The 22,065-nt window shown below is 73.0% G+C and carries 16 protein-coding genes; 5 read left to right on the top strand and 11 right to left on the bottom strand.

The features are described from left to right. Window positions 1-8 precede the first annotated feature (8 nt). The 3 genes from ACGFIB_RS25610 to ACGFIB_RS25600 form a co-directional block, all read right to left on the bottom strand. Window positions 9-1,820 (bottom strand): sensor histidine kinase, encoded by a 1,812-nt coding sequence (locus tag ACGFIB_RS25610; protein WP_393375527.1) that lies wholly within the window; start codon window positions 1,818-1,820, stop codon window positions 9-11. Continuing rightward, entirely contained in the window at window positions 1,821-4,124 is a 2,304-nt protein-coding gene (locus tag ACGFIB_RS25605) for a sigma-70 family RNA polymerase sigma factor (protein WP_393375525.1), read from the bottom strand. A gap of 113 nt (window positions 4,125-4,237) precedes the next feature. Further along, entirely contained in the window at window positions 4,238-4,588 is a 351-nt protein-coding gene (locus ACGFIB_RS25600) for a YciI family protein (RefSeq protein WP_142574717.1), read from the bottom strand. Window positions 4,589-5,097: 509 nt separating this feature from the next. On the opposite strand from ACGFIB_RS25600, the gene ACGFIB_RS25595 reads away from it, so the two are divergent. Further along, window positions 5,098-5,898: a DUF998 domain-containing protein gene (locus tag ACGFIB_RS25595; RefSeq protein ID WP_393375522.1), complete on the top strand. Its 801-nt coding sequence runs from the start codon at window positions 5,098-5,100 to the stop codon at window positions 5,896-5,898. Window positions 5,899-6,145: 247 nt separating this feature from the next. Then, window positions 6,146-6,877 (top strand): dienelactone hydrolase family protein, encoded by a 732-nt coding sequence (locus ACGFIB_RS25590; protein WP_393375519.1) that lies wholly within the window; start codon window positions 6,146-6,148, stop codon window positions 6,875-6,877. 74 nt (window positions 6,878-6,951) lie between these two features. Here the strand turns inward: ACGFIB_RS25590 and ACGFIB_RS25585 are convergent, their stop codons facing one another. The 8 genes from ACGFIB_RS25585 to ACGFIB_RS25550 all read right to left on the bottom strand — a co-directional run bounded on the left by ACGFIB_RS25585 (window position 6,952) and on the right by ACGFIB_RS25550 (window position 15,073). Continuing rightward, window positions 6,952-8,301, bottom strand: coding sequence for a sensor histidine kinase (locus ACGFIB_RS25585; protein ID WP_393375516.1), 1,350 nt, complete (start codon window positions 8,299-8,301; stop codon window positions 6,952-6,954). Further along, on the bottom strand, window positions 8,298-8,969 hold the full coding sequence (locus ACGFIB_RS25580; RefSeq protein ID WP_357245315.1) for a response regulator transcription factor: 672 nt from the start codon (window positions 8,967-8,969) through the stop codon (window positions 8,298-8,300). Before ACGFIB_RS25580 ends, ACGFIB_RS25585 begins: the two co-directional genes overlap by 4 nt. A 51-nt stretch (window positions 8,970-9,020) precedes the next feature. Beyond that, complete coding sequence (locus ACGFIB_RS25575; protein WP_393375513.1) at window positions 9,021-9,635, bottom strand: hypothetical protein; 615 nt, start codon at window positions 9,633-9,635, stop codon at window positions 9,021-9,023. Window positions 9,636-9,952: 317 nt separating this feature from the next. After that, window positions 9,953-11,095: a sensor histidine kinase gene (locus ACGFIB_RS25570; RefSeq protein ID WP_393375510.1), complete on the bottom strand. Its 1,143-nt coding sequence runs from the start codon at window positions 11,093-11,095 to the stop codon at window positions 9,953-9,955. Window positions 11,096-11,159: 64 nt separating this feature from the next. Next, window positions 11,160-11,798 (bottom strand): DedA family protein, encoded by a 639-nt coding sequence (locus ACGFIB_RS25565; protein ID WP_191053561.1) that lies wholly within the window; start codon window positions 11,796-11,798, stop codon window positions 11,160-11,162. 284 nt (window positions 11,799-12,082) lie between these two features. Beyond that, a complete protein-coding gene (locus ACGFIB_RS25560) occupies window positions 12,083-12,373 on the bottom strand; it encodes a hypothetical protein (protein ID WP_142574724.1) in 291 nt (96 codons plus the stop codon). A 302-nt stretch (window positions 12,374-12,675) separates the two neighbouring features. Next, a complete protein-coding gene (locus tag ACGFIB_RS25555; RefSeq protein WP_393375507.1) occupies window positions 12,676-14,154 on the bottom strand; it encodes an N-acetylmuramoyl-L-alanine amidase in 1,479 nt (492 codons plus the stop codon). A 19-nt stretch (window positions 14,155-14,173) separates the two neighbouring features. Further along, window positions 14,174-15,073 (bottom strand): M23 family metallopeptidase, encoded by a 900-nt coding sequence (locus ACGFIB_RS25550; RefSeq protein ID WP_393375504.1) that lies wholly within the window; start codon window positions 15,071-15,073, stop codon window positions 14,174-14,176. Between the two features lie 101 nt (window positions 15,074-15,174). On the opposite strand from ACGFIB_RS25550, the gene ACGFIB_RS25545 reads away from it, so the two are divergent. Genes ACGFIB_RS25545 through ACGFIB_RS25535 form a run of 3 tightly spaced genes read left to right on the top strand, consistent with a single transcriptional unit; the run spans window position 15,175 to window position 22,053 of the window. After that, window positions 15,175-18,111 (top strand): AfsR/SARP family transcriptional regulator, encoded by a 2,937-nt coding sequence (locus ACGFIB_RS25545; RefSeq protein WP_393375502.1) that lies wholly within the window; start codon window positions 15,175-15,177, stop codon window positions 18,109-18,111. A gap of 29 nt (window positions 18,112-18,140) precedes the next feature. After that, entirely contained in the window at window positions 18,141-21,308 is a 3,168-nt protein-coding gene (gene fdh, locus ACGFIB_RS25540) for a formate dehydrogenase (RefSeq protein ID WP_393375499.1), read from the top strand. Beyond that, a complete protein-coding gene (locus ACGFIB_RS25535) occupies window positions 21,301-22,053 on the top strand; it encodes a 4Fe-4S dicluster domain-containing protein (protein WP_393375496.1) in 753 nt (250 codons plus the stop codon). The genes fdh and ACGFIB_RS25535 overlap by 8 nt, the downstream gene beginning before the upstream one ends. Window positions 22,054-22,065: the final 12 nt, after the last annotated feature.

The raw sequence follows: 22,065 nt of genomic DNA, 5'->3' as shown, positions 1-22,065 counted from the left end.
GGCGCCGCTCAGGAGGGCAGGAAGGTCTTGGCGATCAGACGCCCCCCGGCGAAGCACAGCCGGTAGAGCGTCAGGTCGCCGAACGGCTCAGGGTTGGTGCTGTAGTAGCGGCACCGGGCGCCCGGCGGGATCGGCGGCTCGGGCCAGGACGGATCGTCGATCCTGGTCCTGGCCGGCAGCACCGCCGCGACCTCGGCCTCGGCCTGCCCGGCCCGCAGCTTCGCGAACTCGGCCGGCGGCAGGACCGAGGTGGCCGCCTCGTAGACCGTGAACCCGAGCACGAACGCCGCCACTCCGGCCGCCGCGGCCACGCAGACCAGCGCCGCGGCCAGTCGCGTACGGCGCACCCGCCGCCGGGCCAGCGCGAGCGCCGGCTCCAGCTCCAGTTCCAACTCCAGATCCAACTCCAGATCCGGCTTCCGCTCCGGCTCCACGGGCCGCGACGCCGTCCGCGGGGGAACACTCGGGGGAACACGCAGGGGGACGGGCGAGGGGATACCCGGGGAGACACTCGTGGGGATACCCGGGTGGCCATTCGGTGGGCCATTCGGGGGGCCATTCGGGGGGCCATTCGGGGGGACGGTGTGCGGGAGCCGTACGGTCAGGGCGAATCCGCCGTCGGCGGGGCCGCTCTCCAGGGACCCGCCCTGCCGGCGAACCCGCTCCGCAAGTGCCCGCAGTCCGTGTCCGCCCGTCACGCCGCGCCCTTGCAGGCGGGACGCGGCGTTGGCGACGCCGACCACGGTCTCGCCCGGTGCGTGCGCGAGCCGTACGGTGACCGGGGCGCCGGGCGCGTGCTTGGCGGCGTTGGTCAGCCCCTCGCGGACGACCCGCCGCACGGTCGCCAGCGCGGGCGCGGGGATCCGCGCATCCTCCTGGGCGCCGTGCAGCGTCACCGGCATTCCGGCGGCCGCGGCGCGCCGGACCAGTTCGCCCACGCTCTCCTCGGACGGATCCGCCGTGTCCTCGTGCGCCGTGTCTTCGTGCGCCGTGTCTTCGTGCGCCGCGTCTTCGCGTGCCGCGTCTTCGCGCGCTGTGTTTTCGCGTTCGGGGCCGAGGCCGGGGCCGTCGCCGTCCCTGAGCACGGCGACGATGTCGCGCAGGCGCTCGGCCGCGGCGGTGACCGCCTCGCGGGCCTCGCCCGCCGCCCGGCGCCGGCTCTCGGGAAGGCCGGCGTCGACCTCCAGGGCCCCGATCCGCAGCGCGACCAGGCTGAGGTCGTGACCGAGCAGGTCGTGCATCTCCCTCGCGATGGCCGCCCGCTCCCGCAGCCTCGCCTGCTCGGCGAGCATGCGGTGCTCACGCTCCAGACGTCCGGCGCGTTCCCAGCCCGCCCTGGTCAGGGCCAGGCTCTGGTGCCGGGCGTGGCCCGCCAGCCACGGGACGAGTCCGAACAGCGCGATGCCCGTGACGGCGAAGAACCAGGCGCCGAGGTCCCACTGCGCCGAGAGAAGCCACCGTACGAGCGGGACGACGGCGGCGGCGACCACCGCGGCTCCCGACAGACCGAGCAGGGCGGGCCGGGCCCGAGACATGCGCACCCCGGCCTGGTAGCTCATCACCGCCAGGGCCGGGAAGAAGACGGTGGGGTCGCCCCGTACGGCCACCGAACCCGCCCACAGCGCGGCCGTCACGAGCATCGCCCCCAGCGGCCGGGGCCGGGCGAACGCGACGGCCACACCGATCGCCGCCAGCCCGGCGATCACCTCGGGCCAGGTGTACCTGTCGGCCAGGATGCGCGTGAGTCCCGCCCACAGCGCCGGCAGACCGAGGACGGCCCAAAGCAGGACGTCCTTGAGGTATGCCGCTTTCCTCCGCACTCAGGCAACGGTATCCGCAGGGCGCGGAATCCTGACGAATCCGTGCAGGGTCCGTACGCTGCCGTGGCCGGACAGGGACATCAGCATCGGCGCGGACCAGCCGTCCTCGCCGAGGTGGGCCAGGCGCGAGTGGCGCAGCCGGTGCAGGGTGCAGCCGCCGCCCTCCGGGTCGAGGTCCGCAGTGGCCCGTTTGAACAGGTACTCCGCCCGCTCGTACGACAGGCGCCCCCGGCCCGTGTCCGGGCACAGGTCGGCCGCCGCCGGCATACGGCCCGGCCCCGGCCTGCGGTCGGCGAGGAACAGCGGACCCCGGCGGCGGCCCTCGACGAGGAGGGGCAGGAGCGCGGCCGTGCCGGACTGCCACCGCAGCCAGTGCCCTCTGGCCTTCACCTCGCCGCGCATGCCGGGCAGGTCGAGGTCCTCCACGTTGAGCGAGAGCGCCCACTCCGCCGGGGCCGCGCTCTCGTACAGCAGCAGCCACAGCGTGCGCTCGCGCAGCGGGATGTCCGGCCGCTTCCACAGGCTCTCCAGCCGCGACCGGTCGATGGGGCGGGTGCGGGCACGGGGCTCGGGCCGCCGGTCGAGCGAGGCGGCGAGATCGGTGGCGGCCCAGCCGCGCTCGGCCGCCCACGTGGCGAACGACCGAAGCGCCGCACGGTGCCTGTTCCAGGTCGCGCCCGCTGCCGTGCCCCACGCCGCGGCGAAGACCTCGGCGACCCGGTGGGACGTCACGTCCCGCAGCGGGGCCTTCTCGCCGAGGTGCCGGCACAGCCGCGTCAGGGTCTGTCTGTAGGACCGCATGGTGTCGGCGCTCAGATCGGGCCGGGCGAGGAAGAGCCCCGCCGCCCCGCCGAGCGTGACGTGCGCATCCGCCAGGCCGGCATCCCCGGCCTCCGCGGCCTTCCCCCCGGCCTCCGCGGCTTCCCCGGTCTCCTTGGCCTTCCCCTCGGTCTCTCCGGCTTCCCTGGTCTTCCCGGTCGCCGCGGCCTTCCCGGTTTTCCTGGCATTCCCGGTCTCCCCGGCTTTTCCGGCCTCCTCCGCGCAGGTCGCGGCGCGCCGCAGCAGCACTGCTCGTTCCGCGCTGTTGCGGGTGAGGGACGCGGCGCGTTCGAACTCCGTCCGGGCCTCGTCGTGCCGGTGCAGCCGGGCCAGCAGATCCCCGCGTACGGCGGGCAGCAGGTGGTAGCCCTTGAGCGCCGGTTCGCCGGTCAGCGTGTCCACGAGCGTGAGACCGGCGCGCGGCCCGTAGGCCATGGCGAGCGCCACCGCGCGGTTGAGCTGGGCGACCGGCGTGGGCAGCACCCGGACGAGGGCCTCGTAGAGCGCCGCGATCTGCGGCCAGTCGGTCTCCTCCGGCGTGGCCGCCCCGGCATGGCAGGCCGCGATGGCCGCCTGCAGCACGTACGGGCCGAGGGGACCGCCGGCCTGCCGCGCCCGCAGCAGCGCCGCGAAGCCGCGCCGGATGAGCAGCGGGTCCCAGCGCCCCCGGTTCTGCTCGTGCAGCACGACGGGCTCCCCCGACGGACCGGTACGCGCGGCCGAGCGCGATTGCTGCAGCTCCATCAGCGCGACCAGGCCGTGCACCTCGGCCTCGTCCGGGGTCAGCTCGGCCAGGACGCGGCCCAGGCGCAGCGCCTCCAGGCAGAGGGACGGGCGCATCAGCTCGTCGCCCGCCGTCGCCGCGTATCCCTCGTTGAACACGAGATAGATCACTTCGAGCACCGACGACAGCCGGGCCGCCCGCTCCGGCCCTGACGGGACCTCGAAGGGGACATGCGCGTCGGCGAGCGCCCGCTTGGCCCGCACGATCCGCTGGGCGACGGCGCTCTCGGAGATGAGGAAGGCCCTCGCGATCTCGTCGGTGCGCAGGCCGCCGATCAGCCGCAGCGTGAGCGCGACCCGGGCCTCGGTGGACAGCACCGGGTGACAGGAGACGAACATCAGCCGCAGGACGTCGTCGCCGACCTCTCCGTCGAGCGCGTTCACCACGTCGTCCACGTCACGCTCGCCGTCGTCGGGGCGGGTGGCGAGATCGTGGGCGAGCTGCTCCTGCCCGCGGTCGCGCCGCTCCTCCCGGCGTAGGTGATCGACGGCGCGGCGCTTGGCGACGGCCATGAGCCAGGCGCCCGGGTTGCCCGGGACGCCCGCCTCGGGCCACTGCTCCAGCGCGGCGAGGACGGCGTCCTGCGCCAGTTCCTCCGCCAGGCCGACGTCTCCGACCATCCGCACGAGGCCGGCGACGATCCTCGCGGACTCCATCTTCCAGACCGCGTCCACGACGCGGTGAGCGTCCAGCGACGTCACCCGACCGATGACAGCACCGGCCCGCCCGCCGCGCAACCCGGTGCGTACGGCACCGGGGGCGCCTGCGGGCCGGACCTCTGCCTGATCACGGCCTTGCCCGGCGTGCTCCGGTGTCAGCGGGGGCCGGGCCCGGGGGCGTCTTCGGGGCCGAACACCCGCTGGACCGAGCCCTCGCCGTCGCCGACGATCTTCCAGAAGCCGCGGGCCAGTTCCACGGCCTCCTCGCGGGACCGCGCCTCGATCAGGGCGAAGCTGACGATCGCCTCCTTCGCTTCGGTGAAGGGGCCGTCGGTCACGGTGATCTCACCGCCGGAGGAGATCATCCGCAGGCCGCCCGGCTCCAGCCCGCCGGTGGCCAGCAGCACGCCCGTCCTGGTCATCTCCTCGATGAAGGCGCCCATCTCGGCCATCATCGCCGCATCCGGTGTGCGGGAGCCGCCCTTGGTGGTCATCAGAAACCGCATCGTCGTTCTCCTTCTTTCCGATCCTCTGGTCTGGCCGGGCCGTTCGCCGGTCCCGCCGTCACCTCCACGTCGTACGGGACGAGCCGGAATCGACCGGCTCCGATCCTGACACGTCGTGACCTGGGCCTTCGGCTCGATGTGACAGGGAATGCGCATCTGACAGGGAATGCGCACTCGCGACTGTCGCCGCAGGTCGGCGGGGTAGGCGGCGGGCGGTCGGCACGAGCGGGCACGGGCGGGCACGGACGGTCGAATCGCGCGGCCGCCGTTCGACGCGTCAGCGAGGCCGGACACCACACCGGCCCAGACCACCGAAGACCGGACCACCGAAGCCTCGGGACACCGAGACCGGGACACCGGAGCCCGGGACGCGAAGCCCCGGACCACCGGAGCCCGGGACACCGGAGCCCGGGACGCGAAGCCCCGGACCACCGGAGCCCGGACCACCGGAGCTCGGGACACCGAAGACCGGGACATGGAAGACCGGGACACCGAAGAAGGGAACGGCCATGACCGCCACGCAGGACACCACCCAGCTCACCTCCCACCGCACCACCCGGCGCACATCTCAGCTCACCTCCCGGCTCACCTCCCAGCTCACCCCTCAGCTCACCGTGCGGCCGGCCGCGCGGCGTCCCGCGCCGGGCTCGGCGGGCGCCACGAGCACGGCGGTCTCCACGGGATCGATGCGTGCGCTGCTCACCTGCGCCGTGCTCACCACGCCCGTCTTCGGGATCGTCTCGCTGACGCAGGCGTTCACCCGCGAGGGGTTCGACCTGCTCCGTCACCCGCTCAGCATGCTCAGCACCGGCGACCTCGGGTGGCTGCAGATCGGCAACTTCTGGATCACCGCCGTCCTGACGGTCGCCGGGGCGATCGGACTGCGCAGGGTCATGCGCGGCACGCCCGGAGGGACGTGGGCGCCCAGGCTGCTGCTCGTCGAGGGCGCCGGACTCGCGGGCGCCGGGGTCTTCAGCATGGATCCGGGGGACGGCTTCCCCGCCGGCACCCCGCTGGGGGCTCCGGCCGGGATGAGCTGGCACGCGATGCTGCACATGGCGTCCGGCTCGGTGGCCTTCACCGCGCTGATCGCGGCCTGCTTCGTCCTCGGCCGGCACTTCGCCCGCGCGGGGCGGGCCCGGCACGCGGTCGCCTCCCGGCTCGGCGGCCTGGCTCTCCTGCTGGGCAACGGATGGGCCATGTCCGGCGGGCGGGCCGGCTCCCTCACCCTGTGCGTCGGCGTGCTCGTCGCGATGGCCTGGGTCTCGGTGGTCGCCGCCGCCAAGCGCGCGGACCTCGGGCGACGCTGACCCGGCCGACGCTGACCTGGCCGACGCTGACCCAGGCGACGCTGACCCGCCCGACGGGGAGGCCGCGCAGAGCTCCTGGTGATAAATCACTGGGAGCTCTGCGCCGTCCGGTGATACGTTCGGCGTCGCCGTGCATCGCCGCGACCCGAGGAGGTGAGACCGATCAACGCTGTGGCAGGTCGGGGCTCCCTCCGTTTCATGGTCTAGGGAGCGCCCGCAGAAGGCATCCCGAAAGGCGTGTAACGCTTTGCGCTTCATCTCTCGGACGTCGTCGGACGGCGTCACCGAACAGCTGTTCATCCTCGGCGAGATTCCCGGTGTGTTGTGGACGCCGGAAGACGCCGCCGGGGCTCGTCCCCTGATTTTGATGGGCCACGGCGGCGGGCAGCACAAGAAGGCCCCCGGCATCGTGGCCCGCGCGCGCCGTTTCGTCACCGAGGGCGGTTTCGCGGTGGTCGCGGTCGATGCGCCCAACCACGGCGATCGGCCGAAAACCGAGGAATTCGCCGAGGTCGCGGCCCGGTTGCGGGCCGGCATGGCCGCGGGTGAGGACGTCGCCTCGCATCTCGCCACCATGCACACGTTCCTGGCCGGCCACGCCGTCCCGGAATGGCAGGCGGTCCTGACCGCTGTGCAGGAACTCGACGTCGTCGGCGCCGGCCCTGTGGGCTACTTCGGCATGTCGATGGGCTGCGGGCTCGGTGTGCCCTTCGTCGCCGCCGAGCCCCGGGTCCGCGCGGCGGTGCTGGGCCTGCTCGGCGTGGACGGGATGGCCGAGGCCGCCGCCCTGGTCACCGTCCCGGTGCGGTTCCTGCTCCAGTGGGACGACGACAAGGTGCCGCGAGCCCAGGGCCTGGCGCTGTTCGACGCTCTGGGGTCGGCCGACAAGACGCTGCACGCCAACCCCGGCGATCACGGGGAGATCCCCGAGTTCGAGACCGGCAGCTCGCTGCGGTTCTTCGCCAGGCACCTCGGTTAGGGCCTGTAAGGCGGCCGGATCGCATCGAGCACCAAGCCGACTCACGGAACCCGAGGCACATCACCGGGGGGTGCCTAGGGCTCCGTGTGTTCGATGCACGTCGGCAGTATCAGCCGCAGTAACGCGCCGCTCTGACACGGCACGGCTTCGGCCGTGCCGCCATGAGCCTCGGCGACCTGCCGGACGATGGCCAGGCCCAGTCCGGAGCCAGGGTGCGCGCGGGCCGCGGGTGATCGGTAGAAGCGGTCGAAGACGAATTCGAGGTCGCTGTCGGGAATCCCCGGGCCGGCGTCTGCGACCTCGAGGGTGCCCGCCTTGACGCTGATCCTGATCCGGCCGTCGGACGGGCTCCATTTCACGGCGTTGTCGACGAGGTTCGCGACGGCGCGTTCCAGGGCGTCGGGGTCTCCGTGGACGAGAGTGGGCGCGCAGGCCAGCTCGAATTCGATCTGCGGCACCCGACGCGCCGCGCGGGCCGCGACGCGCTCGGCGACGAGGTCGAGGCGGACGTCTTCGGTGTGGAACGGGGCCTGGCCGTAGCGGGCCAGGTCGACCAGGTCGTTGACCAGTGTCGTGAGTTCGGCGGCCTGGCCGACCGCTTCGGCGGCGAGCAGTGGGGCCTGCGCGTCGGCCGGGTTCTCCGACAGCAGCTCGAGGTTCACCGTCAGGCTCGTCAGCGGTGTGCGCAGTTCGTGCGAGGCGTCGGCCACCAGACGGCGCTGGGCGCCGACCGATTCGTCCAGGGCGGCGGTCATCGCCGCGAACGCCGAGCCGAGCCGGCCGATCTCGTCCCGGCCGTCGGCGGGGATCGGGATGGACAGGTCGCCGGTCGTGCGGATCAGTTCGACGGTCTCGGTGAGCTGGTGCACCGGGCGGAGGACGCGGCGTGCCGCCAGGCGTGAGGCCAGTGCCGCCAGAAGTCCGGCGGCCACCGTCGAGCCGGCGAGCAGCCACGCGAGTTCGCGTAGCGTGGGTGCGGGATCGGATTCCGGGATGGCTGTGCGTACGAGCGTCCCCGATGATTCGGGCAGTTGGGCGGTGTAGACCCGGTAGGCGACTCCGTCGTAGACCGCGTCACGGAAGTAGGCGCCTGCGGTGCCGTCCGCGACGGCGACGTCGCGGGCGGTGAGGTCGACGAACTCCGTCGACGGCCCGACCTGGACCGGGCCTGGCACGATCTGCAGCTGGGTGCTTCCGATCCCCAGCGGAGCAGTCGGGAAGCCCGGTTCCCCGTTGGCGTCCCTGAACTTGGCCTTGATGGCCGCGGCCACGTCCGGCGCCCGGCCGGCGGCCGCGACCAGGGCGCTGTCCATCTGGCCGCGGAGGTTGGCGTTCACGGCCGGATACAGGACCACCGACACGAGCACCAGGGCGCCCGCGACCACGGAACCGCCGGCGATCGCCAGCCGGGTGCGCAGGTTCATGGCTCCTCGCGCAGGACATACCCCAGGCCGCGCACCGTCTGGATCAATCTGCCGCCGCCGTCCGCTTCGAGTTTGCTTCGCAGGTAGCTGATGTACACCCACAGCGCGTTCGACTCGGGGCCGAAGTCGTAGCCCCAGACGGACTCGAAGATCTGGGTCCGGCTCAGCACCCGGCCGGGGTTGCGCAGGAACAGCTCCAGCAGGGACAGCTCCGTCTTGGTCAGCTCCAGGCGCCGGCCGGCACGCTCGGCCCTGCAGCCGCTCACGTCCAGGTCGACGTCCGCGAAGTGCAGCACCTCGGCCCTGGCGCCGCTGCGCCGGAGCAGGGCTCTGAGCCGGGCCCGCAGCTCCTCCAAGGCGAAGGGCTTGGCCAGGTAATCGTCGGCCCCCGCGTCGAGCCCGGCGACCCGGTCGATGACCAGGTCCCGGGCCGTGAGCATCAGGATCGGCGTGTCGTGCCCGCCCTCACGTAGCGTCCGGCACACCTCCAGCCCGTTCGGTTCGGGCATGAGGACGTCGAGAACCACCGCGTCCGGGCGGAACACGCCGTGCTCGGCGAGGGCGGACGCCCCATCGGCGGCGGACGACACGTCGTAGCCGTCCCGGCGCAACGCATGCTCCAAGGACCGCCGCACAGCCGGGTCGTCGTCCACCACGAGTATCCGCATGGTCGCCCATCCTCACCCTCGATGCTGAAGTTGTATGAGACGCGGTGGCTGTCAGCCCTGGCTCAGTGACCGCTTCAGCTCCCTCAGCGCGGCATCGAGTTGGTCGGAGCCGACCCCGAGCGAGGCGGCGATGTCACCGAAGGCCTTTGAGGTCGGACGGACTCTGCCCAGCGCCACCAAGGCGGCCAGAGCGGCCTTGGCCTTGGCCTGATCGACACCGAGCGCCGCGGCCAGGGACGCCGCTGCGGCGTCGGTGGTGAACGGCGAGTCCGGCGAGCCGTCCCGGGCCTTTTCGTCCATGCAGCCCAGCTTGCCCTGGTCGTCACGACGCGGTGCGGGCGCGGCGACCATCGGCCCCAGAGCTTCCTGAACCTGCGAGACCGGCAGCCCCAGGGTGGCCGCGACCGCCGAGACGAAGGCCTCCGGCGTGACGTCGGCCGAGTCGGCCAGAGACGTCTTGGCCGCGACCAGCGCGGCGTTGAGCCGCTCGGTCGTCACTCCGAGTTTCGCCGCGATCGCGGCGAATTTGGCATCCGCGCCCGCCCTGGACTTCCCGTCTACCTTGACCGTCGCGGAGTCGGATTTCGCAGCGCCGGGTGTCGGTGCCGGGCCGGCCGCCGCTGCCGTACCGGTCGCGGCCAGTGTGGCGAGCGTGACCGTGGCCACGACCAGCCGTGTGCGTTTCATCATTGCGATGCCTTTCGTCCACGGAGCGCGCCGGACGAGTGCCGGCGTCGTGGGGACAACGCAAATATCGCGGCCTCTGGCGTGGTTTCAGCCACCTTTAAAGGTTCCTTAGAACGGCCACGTTCTCCCGAGCGAGCGAGCGGTCATGCCGCTGACGATAACGCCGTACGGCGAGCTGTCACCGGTCTGAAGGCGGCCATGCGACGCGCGTACGCCGACGACAGCCGATCGTTGCCCCTGCTCGGCGGGTGGCCGGACGAGCCCCTCCCGCAGGAGGATCCGGCTTTCGGCCGGGGTCACGCGCGGGGCAGCTCCGCGCTCACGGTGGTCGGGCCGCCGGGCGGGCTGTCCACCCGGAACCGGCCGTCCAGCGCGGCGACCCTGCGGGCCAGCCCGGACAGGCCGCCTCCGCCGGGGTCGGCGCCGCCCCGCCCGTCGTCGCGCACCCGCACGACGATCGTGTCCCCGTCCTCCAGGATCTCCACCCGGACCTGCCCCGCCGCCGCGTGCTTGGCGGCGTTCGTCACGGCCTCCCGTACGACGAAGTAGACCGCCGTCTCCGCCTCGGTGGGCGGGCGCGCGCTCAGGCCGTACGCGACCGTGACGGGCACGCCGGCCCGCTCGGCGACGGCGGACAGGGACTCGCGCAGCCCGAGCGTGTCGAGCTCGGCCGGGTAGACCCGCCAGGCGACCTCGCGCAGCTCGCGCAGGGCCTCCTGGGCCTCCTCGTGGGCCTGCTGGAGCAGGTCGTCGCGCAGTTGCGGGGCGCGCCCGCGCCGGGCCCGCCCGATCAGCACGGCGAGCGCCACCAGCCGCTGCTGCACGCCGTCGTGCAGGTCGCGCTCGATCCTGCGCCGCTCCTGGTCCACCGCGCTCACGACGCCGGCGCGGGTCCTGGCCAGCTCGTCGATGCGGCGCTCCAGCAGCTCGGTGGGGCTGGGCCCGAGGAAGCGGCGGGCGATCCGCAGCTCCAGGGCGGCGACACCCTGGATGCCCATGATGTCGAGGAAGAGCAGCACCACCGCGGACACTCCGATGTAGGCGAGCACGCCGGGAGTGGGCGGGATGCCGTCGTAGTTCTCCCCGTGGGCCCAGCCCCACACCAGCCGCACCCCCTCGCTCACCCCCAGCCACAGCAGGAAGAGCACGAGGCCGCCGAGCAGGCCGATCGGCCACCGGGCCGCGAGATACCCGGTCAGCCGCCCGGTCCCGGTGTCGAGGTCGAACCCGCCGAGCAGACCGAGCCTGCGGATCTCGACCTGAGCCAGCCGCACGGCCACGGCTCGCAGCGCCCGTTCCCCGGCCCGTCGCGCGGCGGCGTGCGGCAGGCAGAGCAGGGCGACCGGCGCGGCCACCAGCAGGCAGGCCAGCTCGACGACCGCCGTCAGCGTGCCGATGACCAGCGCCGCCAGGGTCCTGAGGGCGCGTGCGACGTTCATCGGCTCCTTCGCGGCGGTTCGCGCCGCGCGGGACGGCAGGCGCACTCGCCCGGGAAGCGGCTGGTCAACGCGCATGGCGTCTCTGGCCGCGCCGTTCCCGCAGCCGTACGGCCGCGAACCGGACGACGACGAGCACGACGGCCGCCACGACCACCTTGGACACGATCCCCATGTATTCCTCGACGAGGTGCCAGTTCTCGCCGAGCAGGTAACCCGCCAGCACGAACACGGTGTTCCAGATCAGGCTGCCGAGCGTGGTGAACAGCAGGAAGGTGCCGAGCGGCATGCGTTCCACACCGGCGGGGACCGATATCAGGCTGCGGAAGATCGGGATCATGCGCCCGAAGAACACCGTCTTCACACCATGCCGGGCGAACCACGCCTCCGCCTTCTCGATGTCGGAGATCTTGACCAGCGGCAGCCGTGCCGCGATGGCCACCGTACGCTCCCGGCCGAGCAGTGCGCCCACACAGTACAGCGCGAGCGCTCCCACGACGGAGCCCGCGGTCGTCCACAGGAGGGCGGCGACCAGGCTCATGTCCCCGCGCGCGGCGGTGAACCCGGCGAGCGGCAGGATGACCTCGCTGGGCAGCGGGGGGAACAGGTTCTCCAGAGCGATCGCGACGCCGGCGCCAGGCGCGCCCAGGCGTTCGGTGAGCTCCATCGCCCACCCGGCGATCCCTCCGATTTCCGTGATGTCCATGCGGACGACGCTAGAAGCGGGGCGACGCGGTCACCATGAGGGGCGCCGCCGGCCTCCCTCCGGTGCGCCGCATCCCGGGGGTGCGGAAAACCACAAGGAGTGGGAGAGGCGCAGCATGTGGGAAGCGCGGGAGGCGGGAGAAGCAGAGGAGGGGGGAGAAGCGCAGGAGCCGAGAGATGCCGTGCGGTTGTCCACAGGCTGTGGACATCGGCGGGTCGCTCCTGGGCGTCGCTTCGGGCATGGTCGCTTCGGGGAAGGGGGCGAGTGCGTCCGCCGCCCCCGGCTCAAAGGTCGTCCTTCGGCGTCTGGGTGAGCACCTGGTCGGCGGTCGCCGTCACCACCGCCGCGGCCGCCGAGATGTCCCTGACCTGCTCCGCGGGAAGATCCCGCAGCACCCTTTCCAGCGCTTCCAGATCCGCCTGGTAGGCGGCCGCCATCGCCGCCTGGGCCTTGGCTGTGCGCCCTGCCTGCTCCACCGCCTTGCCGAGGGCCCGGCCGGCGCGTTCGACCGCCCTGGCCGCCTCGATCGCCGCTTTCTCTAGGTTTCTCGCCCACTCGGGCGGCTGGTCGCTCATTGCTGTCCTCTGGTGAGGGTGGTTCCGCAGGCATGAGTCGCCCACGAAGAGTGCCGAATCAGGCCCTTATTGCCCTCCCAGCGCGGTCTACACGTCGCGGTGCCCACGCTCTCATCAATCTCCTCATCGATCTCCTCGCCCATGTCCTCGCCAATGTCCTCGCCAATGTCACAGAGCAGCGCGAGGGCCCCCGCGCGGCGCGCGCGGAGGCCCCGGATCATGCTCCAGATCATGTGCCGGCCATTGCCCGGGACCAGGACCGATCCCGGAAGAGGTCAGCCGGTGAGGGTCAGCCGGTGAGGTCAACCACAGTGCTCGAAGGGGCTGTCGTAGGTGGACGAGCCCGCCTTGCCTCCCCACTTCACGCACTTGTCCGCCGCGGACGCTCTGACCGGTCCGGCGTAGTAGCCGTAGCCGCCGGAGTCGGTCACCCGGCTTCTGCCCTGGACCTCCAGGTAGGCGGTGGTCGCGGTGGCCGTTCCCAGCGAGGTCTTCTTCATGGTGACGACGCAGTTGTTGCCGTTGCCGGAGTTGTAGAGCAGGTAGACGGTGCCCGCCGTGCCGAGGGCGGCCGAGTCGATCACCGAATAGCCGCTGCCGCACACCTGCTCCGGCGTGTACGGGTTCCCGGTCCCGCCGCCGCCCGTGACGTACTGCATGTACGTGTTCCAGTCCCAGTGCGGCCCGGGATCGGTGTGGTCGGAGCCGGGGACCTGGGAGTGCCCCACGATGTGGGACCGGTCCTTGGGGATGCCGTACCGCGCGGCGACGGAGCGGACGAGGGCGGCCGAGGAGCGGTACATCGCGTCGGTGAACCAGGACGCGTCGTCCACGTATCCCTCGTGCTCGATGCCGATGGAGTGGTGGTTGTAGTCGGAGTTGCCGGCGTGCCAGGCCCGGTCCTTCTCCCGCACCATCTGGGTGATCGCGCCGTCGGAGGACCGTACGACGTAGTGCGCCGAGACCTGGGCGGCGGGGTTCTGGAACCAGGAGATCGTCCCGGCGTACGAGCCCTGGGTGACGTGGATGACGATGCGGTCGATCGTGTCGCTCGCCGGCCGGTCGGACACCGCGTAGTTGGCGGTGCTTGCCGCCACCCACGTCGCGCCGGGGTAGTCGACGGCCGCCGCGGCGAGCGTGCGGTTCTCCGGCTGGTCGAGGTCGCGGACGTTCGCGAGGGCTCCCCGGTCCGGATTCACCGGGCGGGCGGCCACCGTGATCGTCTCGCCCGCCGGCGTCCGTGTGGTGAACCCGGCCGACAGCAGGTCGTAGACGGCGTCGGCGTACAGGCGGGCGACCTCGGGCGTGCCCGCCCCGCCGTAGCGCGCGACGGCGGTGTACCAGCGGCCGGCGTCGGCGCGGGCGGCGGCGTCCAGGCCCAGGGCGTCGGCCCCGGCCCGCAGGACGGCCGCCGCGCCCGCCACGTTGGCCGCGTCGTCGGCCTTGAGCGAGGCGACCGGCGCTCCGGTGAGCCGCGCCGCCTCCTCCAGGGTGTGCAGCGTGGGATTGGTGACCAGGTGCGCCACGCCATACCCGCCGCTCGCGCTCGGCCTGCCGTCGTGGCCGTCGAGGTGGGTCTCGGCGTAGGCGAGCGCGACGAGCAGGTCGCGGGGGACGCCGTGGGCCGCCGCCGCCCGGGTGAAGGCGCCGGCGAGCGGGCCCTCGGCGGCCGAGGCGTGCGCGGCCGGGACGAGCCCGGCCAGGCACAGCAGGAGCGTCACGACGCCGGCGGCGGTCAGGGCCGTACGCCGGGGTGCGTGGACGATCAGGGATCCGGTCATGGGGGTCAGCCGGTGCGGGTCAGCCACAGTGCTCGAAGGGGCTGTCGTAGGAGGACGAGCCCGCCTTGCCGCCCCACTTGACGCAGGTGCCCGAGGCCGAGGCGCGCACCGGTCCGGCGTAGTAGCCGTAGCTGCCGGAGTCGGTCACCCGGCTTCTGCCCTGGACCTCCAGGTAGGCGGTGGTCGCGGTGGCCGTGCCCAGTGACGTCTTCTTCATGGTGACGACGCAGTTGTTGCCGTTGCCGGAGTTGTAGAGCAGGTAAACGGTGCCCGCCGCGCCGAGGGCGGCCGAGTCGATCACCGAGTAGCCGCTGCCGCACACCTCCTGCGGGGTGTAGGGGTTGGCCGATGTGCCGCCGCAGTTGTGCGAGGTCACGGTCTGCGCGGGGTAGCCGAAGGTGACCCCGTTGAACACCGCCTTCTGGATGTTGGCGGGGTAGGACGTGTCGCTCGTGCGCACCTCGTAGTGCAGGTGCGGGGCGATGTTGTTGCCCGGCTTGCTGGTGTTGCCGACCTCGCCGATCTTCTGGCCTTGGGTGACGTGGGCCCCCGCGCTGACCGAGCGCAGGCTCAGGTGGGCGTAGTAGGTGAACCAGCCGCCGCCGTGGTCGATCTTGATGAGGTTGCCGAACCCGTTCGTCGAGCCCTGGTGGGCCGAGATGGCCACGGTGCCGGCCGCCGCGGCCACGACCGTGTCGCCGTAGTCGGCGTCGGCCGTGCTGCCGCGGTTGAAGTCGATCTCGTACGACTGGTGGGCGCTGCTGGCGCCGGAGTTGCCGGTCCACACCTGGCCGCAGGGGAACGGCATCTGGAAGTCCGGGCGCGCACCAGCCGCCGAGGCCGCCGGGGCGGTCGTGGCGCCGAACGCGAGGCCGAGGACCACCGCGAGGCCCACCGTGACAAGCGATTTAAGTCTCATGACCAAAAAGAGTCGGAATCTGCCGCACAAAAAACATCAAGAATTCGGTACAAAGGGTGGGCGAGTCATGGCGAACCGGTCCTTCGAGGAGCAACGCGGTCATGACAGTCGATCAGCCTATTTTCAGCGTCCTTGGTCCCCTGGAGGTCCGCCTGCCGGGCACGGCGCCACGGCTCGGCGGCCGCAAACCCCGCATGCTCCTGGCCACCCTCCTCCTCCACGCCGGCCACACGGTCGGCGGCGACGAACTCGCCGAGGTGCTGTGGCCGGACCACCGGCCGCGCTCGACCGCGGCCAACCTCCGCACGTACGCGAGCGCGCTGCGCGCCGAGCTCGGGCAGGCCCCGGCCCGCATCCGGGCCCTCGGGGCGGGGTACGCGATCGAGGTGCCGCCGCACGAGCTCGACCTGCTGCTGTTCGAGGAGCGGGTGGCCGCCGCGCGGGAGTGCCGGGCGCGGGGCCGGCCGGGCGAGGCGGCCGGCCTGCTGGCGCGGGCGCTGGCGCTGTGGCAGGGCGTCCCGCTGTCCGACCTGCCCGGCAGCCCGCTGTGGGACCGCCGGCTCGAACGGCTCGCCCAGGCGCGGCTGCGCGCCGCCGAAGACCTGGTCGAGCTGCTCATGGCGGCCGGGGAGTACGGCGAGGCGGTCGGGGAGCTGCGGGCGCTGCTCGCCGACCATCCCTTCCGCGAGGACCTGTGGCGCAGGCTCATGCTGGCCCTGCACTGGTCGGGGCGGCAGGGCGAGGCGCTGCAGGCCTTCGCGACGGTCCGCGAACACCTCGTGACCGAACTCGGCATCGAGCCCGGCCCCGAGCTGCGCCGGGCGCACGAGGCCGTGCTCGCCGGGGAGCCGCCCCCGCGACCGTCCGCCCCGCCCGGTCTCCCCACCGAGCCCGCACGCGCCACCGCCTCCGGTCCTCCCGGCGGCGCGTCCGCGCCGCATGGCGCGCCGGTCTTCGGCCCGGCCCTGGTCGTGCCGCGTCAGCTGCCGCCCGACCTGGTGGACTTCACCGGGCGGGCCGTCGAGGTAGCGGCGCTGACCCGGGCGCTCGCCCCCGGCGGGGTCGCGGTCGTCACCGGGCCGCCGGGCGTCGGCAAGACCGCGCTCGCGGTGCGGTGCGCGCACGCCGTCCGCGAGGCCTACCCCCACGGCCAGCTCTTCCTGTCGCTGGGCGGCACCGCCTGGTCGCGGGCCGAGCCGGGGGAGCTGCTGGCCGAGGCGCTGCGCGCGCTGGGGGCGGCCGAGCCGCTGCCGCCCACGGTGCACGAGCGTGCCGCGCTCTACCGCACCCTGCTGGCCGAACGTCCGATGCTGGTCGTGCTCGACGACGCGGCGGGCGCCGCGCAGGTGGGGCCGCTGCTGCCGGGCGGCGGCAGCGCCGTCGTCGTGACCGGCAGGCGCCGCATCACCGAACTGCCCGGCGCCGCGCGGATCGACCTGGACGTCCTGCCACAGGCGGAGGCGCTGGGGCTGCTGACGGCGATCGTGGGCGGGGAGCGGCTGGAGCGGGAGCCGGAGGAGGCCGCCGCCATCGTGCGGGCCTGTGGCCGGCTGCCGCTCGCGATCCGGGTGGCCGGGGCCCGGCTCGCCGCCCGCCCCGGCTGGTCGCCTGCCGTGCTGCGGCGACGGCTCGACGACGAGACGGCCCGGCTCGCCGAGTTGCGGGCCGGCGACCTGGAGGTGCGGGAGTCCTTCGACCGCAGCTACCGCCTGCTGCCGGACGACGCCGCGCGCACGTTCCGCGCGCTCGGCCTGCTCGGCACCCGGCCGCTGCCCGGCTGGGTGGTCGACGCCGTGCTCGACCGGCATCGAAGCGACGACGTGACCGACGTGCTGGTCGACGCGAACCTGCTGCGCCCGGTGGGGACCGACCTCCTCGGCCAGCCCCGCTACCGGCTGCCCGACCTGCTGCGCGTCGACGCCAGGGACAAGGCGGGCGGGGTGGACATGCCGGCGCTGGCGCGCGTGGTCGCGGGCTGGACGGCCGCCGCCGAACACGCCACGGCCCGCCTGCCCACCACGGTCTTCCGGCTGACCTCGCCCGCCGCCCGGCGCTGGCGGCTGCCCGAAGACGCCCTGCGCCGGGTCGCCGCCGACCCGGTCACCTGGTTCGGCGCCGAGCACGAGACCCTGGTCGAGGCCGTACGGCTGGCCGCGGAGGCGGGGCTGGCCGGCGCCGCCTGGGGCCTGGCGGCGGCGCTCGTGCCCTACTTCGACCTGCGCTGTCACCTCGGCCCCTGGGAGGAGACCCACCGGGTCGCCCTGGAGGCCGCCCGCACCGCCGGAGACCGGGCGGGTGAGGCCGCGATGCTGCGGGGGCTCGGCCAGGTGGCCCTCTACCGGGACAGGTACGTCCAGGCGGCCGGCATGTTCCGCCGGTCCCGGGCGATCTTCCGCTCGCTCGGGGACGTCAGGGGCGAGGCGGTCTCGGTCTGCGGGCTGGGCGCGGCCGGCCAGTTCCGGGGCGATCAGGCCGCCGCCTCCCGGCACTTCCGCAGGGCCTTCGGGATGTTCGTGTCGCTGGACGACCGGTCGGGCGAGGCGTACGCCCGGCAGGCGCTCGGGCGCACCTGCCTGAGCGCGGGCGACCTGAACGGCGCCGCCGACTGGCTCGGCGGCGCGCTGCGCCTGGCGCGGGAGCTCGGCGACGCCCACAGGGAGGGCTGCGTGTCGCTGCAGATCGGCCGCCTGCACGACCTCGCGGGGGAGACCGGGCGGGCGATGCGGGCCCAGGGCCGGGCGCTGACGATATTCGAGGGCTTCGGCGACCGCCACTGCGCGGCGTACGCGATGCAGGGCCTGGGCGGGCTCCAGGCGGCAAGGGGCGACTGGCGGCACGGCTCGGCCCGGCTGGAGAGCTCGCTGGCGATCTTCCGGCAGCTCGGCGACCGGAGCGGGGAGGCGGCCACCCGGCGGCTGCTCGGCGAGCTGCACCGCTCGTCCGGGCGTCGGGCGCTCGCCCGGGGCTACCTCCACGCGGTCACGTCCCGGCAGGTGGTGGAGGACACGGTGCCTCACACGGTGATTTCTCATGATTAGACCGTCGTGACCGGGGCATCAGAGGCGTCGTGGGTGGTGGATGGCTCTCCCGCTGGCCGGTGATCCGGCAGCTCAAGGGAGAGGACGGCAGAGGGCGGGCGGCGCGCTCGGCGCGTACGGACGCCCTGCGGCCCCGGGTCGAGGACGCCGACACCGTCGCGCGTTCCGTCTGTCCCTACTGCGCCGTGGGCTGCGGCCAGCTCGTCTACGTCAAGGACGGCAAGGTCACCCAGATCGAGGGCGACCCCGGCTCGCCGATCTCCCGCGGGCGGCTGTGCCCGAAGGGAGCGGCCAGCAAGCAGCTCGTCACCCACCCCGGCCGCCAGACGAAGGTCCTCTACCGCAGGCCGTACGGCACCGAGTGGGAGCCGCTCGACCTCGAGACCGCGATGGACATGATCGCCGACCGGGTCGTGCGGACCCGGCGCGAGACCTGGCAGCAGACGCACGAGGGGCACGAGGTCAGGAGGACTCTGGGCATCGCCGGCCTGGGCGGGGCGACGCTCGACAACGAAGAGAACTACCTGATGAAGAAGCTCTACACCGCCCTCGGCGCGATCCAGGTCGAGAACCAGGCGCGCATATGACACTCCTCCACCGTCCCCGGTCTGGGGACCAGCTTCGGGCGTGGCGGCGCGACCCAGTATCAGCAGGATCTGGCCAACGCTGACTGCATCGTCATCCAGGGCTCCAACATGGCCGAGTGCCATCCGGTGGGGTACCAGTGGGTGATGGAGGCCCGTGCGCGCGGCGCGAAGGTCTTCCACGTCGACCCGCGCTTCAGCCGCACCAGCGCGACCGTCGACAGGTATCTCGCGATCCGCGCCGGCACCGACATCGTGCTGCTCGGCGCACTGATCAACCATGTGCTCTCGAACGGGCTCGACTTCCGCGAGTACGTCCTCGCATACACGAACGCCGCGACGCTGGTGAACCGGGACTTCCGCGACACCGAGGACCTCGACGGCCTGTTCTCCGGCTTCGACGAGGAGACCGGCAGGTACGACCCGTCGACCTGGGCGTACGAGGGCGACGTGCCCGAGGAGGAGGAGCCGGTCGAGGGCGGCGGGCACCACGCGGAGGCGGCGGGGTCCGACTCCTACGGCGCCCGCGGCGCGGGCGCGAGCGCGTCGCCGCCGAGCGACCCGACGCTGACCGACCCGCGCTGCGTCTACCAGATCCTCAAGAGGCACTACTCCCGCTACACGCCGGAGATGGTCGAGGAGCTGTGCGGCATCCCGCCGGAGCGGTTCCACGAGCTGGCCGAGGCCGTCACGGCCAACTCGGGCCGGGAGCGGACCACGGCGTGGGTCTACTCCGTCGGCTGGACGCAGCACTCGGTCGGCGTGCAGTACATCAGGGCCGCCGCGATCCTGCAGCTGCTGCTGGGCAACATGGGCAGGCCGGGCGGCGGCATCATGGCGCTGCGCGGGCATGCGAGCATCCAGGGCTCCACCGACATCCCGACGCTTTTCAACCTGCTGCCGGGATACATCGCGATGCCGCACGCCCACCGGCACGACGGCCTCGACCACTATCTGGAGCAGGAGGGCGCCGACACCGGCTGGTGGGGCAACCGGCGGGCGTACGTCGTCAGCCTGCTCAAGGCCTGGTGGGGCGACGCGGCGACGGAGGCCAACGACTACCGCTTCGACTACCTGCCGCGGCTCACCGGCGACCACGGCCACTACGCGACCGTGATGGGCCAGATCGACGGCACGGTCAAGGGCTACTTCGTCGTGGGCGAGAACCCGGCCGTCGGCTCGGCCAACGGCAAGGCGCAGCGCCTCGGCCTGGCCAACCTCGACTGGCTGGTGGTCCGCGACCTCATGCTGGTGGAGACCGCGACGTTCTGGAAGGACGCGCCGGAGATCGAGACGGGCGAGCTGCGGACCGGGGAGATCGGCACCGAGGTCTTCTTCCTACCGGCCGCGAGCCACGTGGAGAAGGAGGGCACCTTCACCAACACCCAGCGGCTGCTGCAGTGGCGGGAGAAGGCCCTCGACCCGCCGGACGACTGCCGCAGCGACCTGTGGTTCTACTACCACCTCGGCAAGCGGATCAGGCAGCGGCTCGGCGACGACGAGATCGACCGGCCGGTGACGGAGCTGACCTGGGACTACCCGGAAATCGGCGCGCAGCGTGACCCCGACGCCGCGGCCGTCCTGCGCGAGATCAACGGCACCGCCGCCGACGGCCGCCCGCTGGCGTCGCTGCGCGAGCTGGAGCCCGACGGCTCGACGAGCTGCGGCTGCTGGATCTACTGCGGGGTGTACGCCGACGGGGTCAACATGGCGGCCCGGCGCACGTCGCACACCGAGCAGGGGCCTGTCGCGCTCGAATGGGGCTGGGCCTGGCCGGCCAACCGGCGCATCCTCTACAACCGCGCCTCGGCCGACCCGCAGGGCCGCCCGTGGAGCGAGCGGAAGAAGTACGTGTACTGGGACGGGACCAAATGGACCGGACCCGACGTGCCGGACTTCGAGGAGGACAAGGCGCCGGACTACCGGCCACCGGAAGGGGCCAGGGCGCAGGACGCGCTGGCCGGCACCGACCCGTTCATCATGCAGTCGGACGGCAGGGGCTGGCTGTTCGTCCCGTCCGGCCTGGCCGACGGGCCGCTGCCCACGCACTACGAGCCGCACGAGTCGCCGGTGCCCAACACGCTGTACGGACAGCAGGCCAACCCGGCCCGCCGGACCATCGACCGCCCGGAGAACCCGTACAACCCGGCGCTGTCGCCCCGGTTCCCGTACGTCTACACGACGAGCAGGCTCACCGAGCACCACACGACAGGCGCCATGAGCAGGCCCCTGCCCTACCTCGCGGAGCTGCAGCCGGAGGCGTTCTGCGAGGTGTCCCGGGAGATGGCGGAGGAGATCGGGCTGGACAACGGCGACTGGGCGACGATCGTCACCGCGCGGGCCGCGATCGAGCTGCGCGTGCTCGTGACCGGCCGCGTACGGCCCCTGCGCCTGAACGGGAAGGTCGTCCACCAGATCGTCATGCCGTACCACTGGGGATACAGCAGCGGTGGGGTCGTCACCGGGGACGTCGTCAACGACCTGCCGTCGATCGTGCTCGACCCGAACGTCTACATCCAGGAGAGCAAGGCCGGCACCTGTGACGTCCTGCCGGGGCGGCGCCCGCGCGGCCGGGCGCTGCTCGACCTGATCGAGAGGTACCGCGATGGCTGAGCAGCGGATGGGCTTCTTCACCGACACGACCGTCTGCATCGGCTGTAAGGCCTGCGAGGTGGCCTGCAAGGAGTGGAACGACGTGCCCGACGACGGGTTCGTGTTCCGGGCCACCTCCTACGACAACACCGGCGCGCTCGGCGCGAGCACCTGGCGGCACGTGGCGTTCGTCGAGCAGGACGGCCGGTGGCTGATGTCGTCGGACGTGTGCAAGCACTGCACCCACGCCGCCTGCCTCGACGTCTGCCCCACCGGGGCGCTGTTCCGCACCGAGTTCGACACCGTCGTCGTGCAGGCCGACGTCTGCAACGGCTGCGGCTACTGCGTCCCCGCCTGCCCGTACGGGGTGATCGACCGCAGGGAGGACGACGGCCGGGCGTGGAAGTGCACGCTCTGCTACGACCGGCTGCGCGGCGGCATGGAGCCCGCCTGCGCCAAGGCGTGCCCGACGAAGTCCATCCAGTTCGGGCCGCTCGACGAGCTGCGGGAGCGGGCCGCGGAACGGGTCGAACGGCTGCACGCCGAGGGCACGACGCAGGCCCGGCTGTACGGCGCGGACCCGGACGACGGGGTGGGCGGCACGGGCGCGTTCTTCCTGCTGCTGGACGAGCCGGAGACGTACGGCCTGCCGCCGGATCCCGTGGTGACCACCCGCGACCTGCCCGCGATGTGGCGCTGGGCGGGCGGCGCGGCGCTCGCCCTGGCCGCCGGCGTCGCCGTGTGCTTCGCCGGGAGGAAGCCGTGATCGTTTCTGTGG

Source organism: Microbispora bryophytorum, assembly GCF_043197435.1.
GTDB classification, from domain to species: Bacteria; Actinomycetota; Actinomycetes; order Streptosporangiales; family Streptosporangiaceae; genus Microbispora; species Microbispora bryophytorum.
This window is presented reverse-complemented; position numbering and strand designations above follow the sequence as displayed.

What these genes read in the sequence shown, in the direction of transcription:
- ACGFIB_RS25600 (WP_142574717.1), bottom strand. Translation starts at nt 4,588, where the DNA reads ATGCGGTTTCTGATGACCACCAAGGGCGGCTCCCGCACACCGGATGCG.
- ACGFIB_RS25595 (WP_393375522.1), top strand. Translation starts at nt 5,098, where the DNA reads ATGACCGCCACGCAGGACACCACCCAGCTCACCTCCCACCGCACCACC.
- ACGFIB_RS25585 (WP_393375516.1), bottom strand. Translation starts at nt 8,301, where the DNA reads ATGAACCTGCGCACCCGGCTGGCGATCGCCGGCGGTTCCGTGGTCGCG.
- ACGFIB_RS25580 (WP_357245315.1), bottom strand. Translation starts at nt 8,969, where the DNA reads ATGCGGATACTCGTGGTGGACGACGACCCGGCTGTGCGGCGGTCCTTG.
- ACGFIB_RS25570 (WP_393375510.1), bottom strand. Translation starts at nt 11,095, where the DNA reads ATGAACGTCGCACGCGCCCTCAGGACCCTGGCGGCGCTGGTCATCGGC.
- ACGFIB_RS25565 (WP_191053561.1), bottom strand. Translation starts at nt 11,798, where the DNA reads ATGGACATCACGGAAATCGGAGGGATCGCCGGGTGGGCGATGGAGCTC.
- ACGFIB_RS25560 (WP_142574724.1), bottom strand. Translation starts at nt 12,373, where the DNA reads ATGAGCGACCAGCCGCCCGAGTGGGCGAGAAACCTAGAGAAAGCGGCG.
- ACGFIB_RS25555 (WP_393375507.1), bottom strand. Translation starts at nt 14,154, where the DNA reads ATGACCGGATCCCTGATCGTCCACGCACCCCGGCGTACGGCCCTGACC.
- ACGFIB_RS25550 (WP_393375504.1), bottom strand. Translation starts at nt 15,073, where the DNA reads ATGAGACTTAAATCGCTTGTCACGGTGGGCCTCGCGGTGGTCCTCGGC.
- ACGFIB_RS25545 (WP_393375502.1), top strand. Translation starts at nt 15,175, where the DNA reads ATGACAGTCGATCAGCCTATTTTCAGCGTCCTTGGTCCCCTGGAGGTC.
- ACGFIB_RS25535 (WP_393375496.1), top strand. Translation starts at nt 21,301, where the DNA reads ATGGCTGAGCAGCGGATGGGCTTCTTCACCGACACGACCGTCTGCATC.